Here is a 3,031-nt window from a genome sequence, read left to right as displayed (position 1 = left end):
CTTAATTTTTTTGACATTTTTTCTCCTTATTTTTATGATGTTAAATGCTCCAAAAGTATTCGTAATTATACCATAAAAATCAATAAAATCAAAGCTTTATTAAACGGTCTTAACTTTATGACATTGAATCCTCATTCATAATGACATCGATAACCAACTAGGCAAAGAACTTGATAAGATACCTTCTCAGACAATATATATGGGCTACCATACTGATCCTTATCAACCCTGCGAAGCAGAATATCTTCAGACCCGAAAGGTATTGGAGCTATTTTTAAAAAACGGTTTCTCTGCCAGTATTCTCACAAAGTCTGATTTAGTTATTCGTGATATTGAAATTTTAACAAAAATGAACAACGCTGCAATCAGCGTTTCAGTTGCATTCAATGATAATCAAACACGCAGGCTGTTTGAAGCCAACACCATTGACACTGAGAAAAGAATTGAAGCTCTTCGCAAATTGAAAGAAATAGGTGTACGGACGGGAGCTTTGGTCTGTCCAGTTATTCCTTATATCACAGATGCAATCGAATTGATTGATATGCTGGCACCCATACGCTGACACAATTTGGATATACGGCCTAAGTATCAATGATCGTTTAGGGCAAAACTGGTTGAACATTCAAAAGATATTAAGTAGTTATCCCCCGAATTTAATTGAGCAAATTGAACAGGTAATATTCTCAAAAGATCATAGATATTGGGCAGAGCTTAGAGAAAGCCTGGAGATGCTAAGAAAGGATCGAAAACTGAATTTGAATATACATATATAGTTTTTTTATATGGAAAGAGAGCGAATGCCTAACAAGGCTAATTCATAGGTAGAAAAAACTCATGGTTATTAAAATGATTAGAAAGATATTAATTGCATTTATTCTATCTCTTATTCTTTTGATAGTAGGATTGGTTATAAAATACTTTATTTTAGATCCAAAAACATCCCTGCAAGATATTATGTTTTGGGTAGGAGCAATTCCAATCTTCAGTGGAGTATTTGGTGAATTTTTTGGAAGAGAAAATTTTTCCTCTCAATTCAGTAGGGACGAGCGCTTTGTCTATCATTATGGGGTGAAAGCCTTTATTAAATCGGCGTTGACATCTTTTCCCAGTAGTTCTGTTAGTAATCAATCATCAAATCAAAGGGGAGTTCAAGACATTAGCGATTTAAAATCTGGATTAAACTGGATCTTGGCAGGATTGTTAATCTGGTTCTACAGTTATTTTATGTAAAAATGGGACTTTGGGCCAGTAACAAGCACCATTATAACCTGTCGCTGGAGTGGATCGGGGGCGACTGAGCGACTCCCGAAAATATTGGTTTTAACAAAATGTTTAATCATGCAGAGGTTGTAGGCATAAAGCCCCCGACCCCTCAGCTTATCGTTATGAGGACATGTCAAAGCAAAATTTCAGCAGCAGTTATGGAGAATGATCCACCCCACTACCTCGGGCCATTGAACAAAGTAATCAAGAGGTTAAGATTTTTTGCTCCGACCCCAAATGCACACAAAATTCACGATAACCAACCGCATGGCAGCGGTCACTACTCAAATTGAACGAGCGCGGGGATCACTGCCGGTATCTATCTAATATCCTGTTGTAAGTTCCATCTTCTTTTATTTTCTTTAACGCATCACGAAATTGATTAACCAGGGCATCAGGTGTGTTTTTACTAAAAGCCATATAAGCTCCCTCGATAGATACATCATCAAGACAATATATTTTTTTAATCGTATTTTCCGGGAGTTGTTTGGTGCGCAATATATAGTATGCCGTTAATTCCACAACCCCCCACAAATCAATGCGCTGGTAAATTAGCTTATTCAGATTAGCCTCATAAGAAAAATTAGGATGGAGATTTTTTTCTAAAATAAATCCCTTTTCTTCCAGATAATGTTCCATTACATCCTCTCTAGTGGTTCCAATATGATATTGTCTAGCAGCTTCTAAGGTTTGGATTTGGATATCACTGCGATCATTTAATGCAAAAAGACAATAATTGACAGGAGACGTTACGCCAATCCATTTAAATTTTTTTTCACGTTTTGGCGTTCTCGCAATACCGTAGATTAATGTATTCTTTTTTTCCAATGCCATTTTATAAGCGCGTGCCCAGGGAAGCATCTGAATATCAATTTTGATGTCCAAAACTTTTAATACAGCTTGAACCGTTTCAGTTCCTTGCCCGACAATTGTTTGCTTTTCTTGATAATGGTACGGCGGATAATCTTCTGTGACAATTGAAATTTCCTGAGCCTGACCGGCATAAATTGTTCCTAACACCATCAAGATTATAATCAGGCCTGACTTTTTCATAATGGACTCCTTTGTTTTTTGCCATTCCTACCTGTGAAGAATAAATAATTGATCCATTCTTGCAATCATAGCAGGCAAGTCATAGATTCACAATAAAGAACAAAAATCGACCTAAATATGCAGCGCTTTTAAAACGACTTAAACAAAATAAATGATATCAAAATGGGGTCGGGTCAAGCAAAACGATGTAACCTACTGTTAATATGGATATAAAATTTCAGAAATCACGAAAAATAGCTCTTAGCGGCTTCATTTTGATACCCAAATGGGCCTTCTAAGAGATCACATCAACTATTTCATAGAATCTAACAAACAAAATGAGGGCGTGGGGTCAAACCTATTGCCCTTATGAGTTTCAAACAAAAAAAATGCTGACGGATAAACCGCAGATTTTCATGTATCATCGCGACTTGATTAGTTACTAAGCTCCAATCAAGATGTGCCCCCATAGATACGGGGGCTGTTGAGCTTTACCAAAGAACCGAAACTATGGTTACTTATATTCGTCTTTCGGGCTGAAAAGAGCTATAATAAACAAAAAGCACCTACCTTTGGAAAGAAGACTTTGGAATTCCGAATGAAACGACCAGCAATAGGGGGCCGTCCATGAAGATTATGGCCGCCTTGGACCTATCTGATTACGCGGATTTCGTCCTGATCAAGGCAATTAAAACCGCCAAACAGCAGAACGCCAAGATGGACATTGTGGTAGTGG

Annotated in this window: 3 protein-coding genes; 2 read left to right on the top strand and 1 reads right to left on the bottom strand. The window is 37.2% G+C overall.

Annotation, left to right across the window (positions count from 1 at the left end; genetic code table 11):
* The first annotated feature begins 127 nt into the window (after positions 1 to 127).
* Positions 128 to 562: a radical SAM protein gene (locus K8S13_RS09995; RefSeq protein ID WP_367172555.1), complete on the top strand. Its 435-nt coding sequence runs from the start codon at positions 128 to 130 to the stop codon at positions 560 to 562.
* Positions 563 to 846: 284 nt separating this feature from the next.
* Positions 847 to 1,230 (top strand): hypothetical protein, encoded by a 384-nt coding sequence (locus K8S13_RS09990; RefSeq protein WP_291462300.1) that lies wholly within the window; start codon positions 847 to 849, stop codon positions 1,228 to 1,230.
* A 339-nt stretch (positions 1,231 to 1,569) separates the two neighbouring features.
* On the opposite strand, the gene K8S13_RS09985 is transcribed toward K8S13_RS09990, so the two are convergent.
* A complete protein-coding gene (locus K8S13_RS09985; RefSeq protein WP_291462299.1) occupies positions 1,570 to 2,316 on the bottom strand; it encodes an ABC transporter substrate-binding protein in 747 nt (248 codons plus the stop codon).
* Positions 2,317 to 3,031 lie beyond the last annotated feature (715 nt).

This window comes from Desulfobacula sp. (assembly GCF_021107415.1).
The sequence above is the reverse complement of the archived record's forward strand: the minus strand, read 5'-3'. Positions and strand labels throughout refer to the sequence as shown.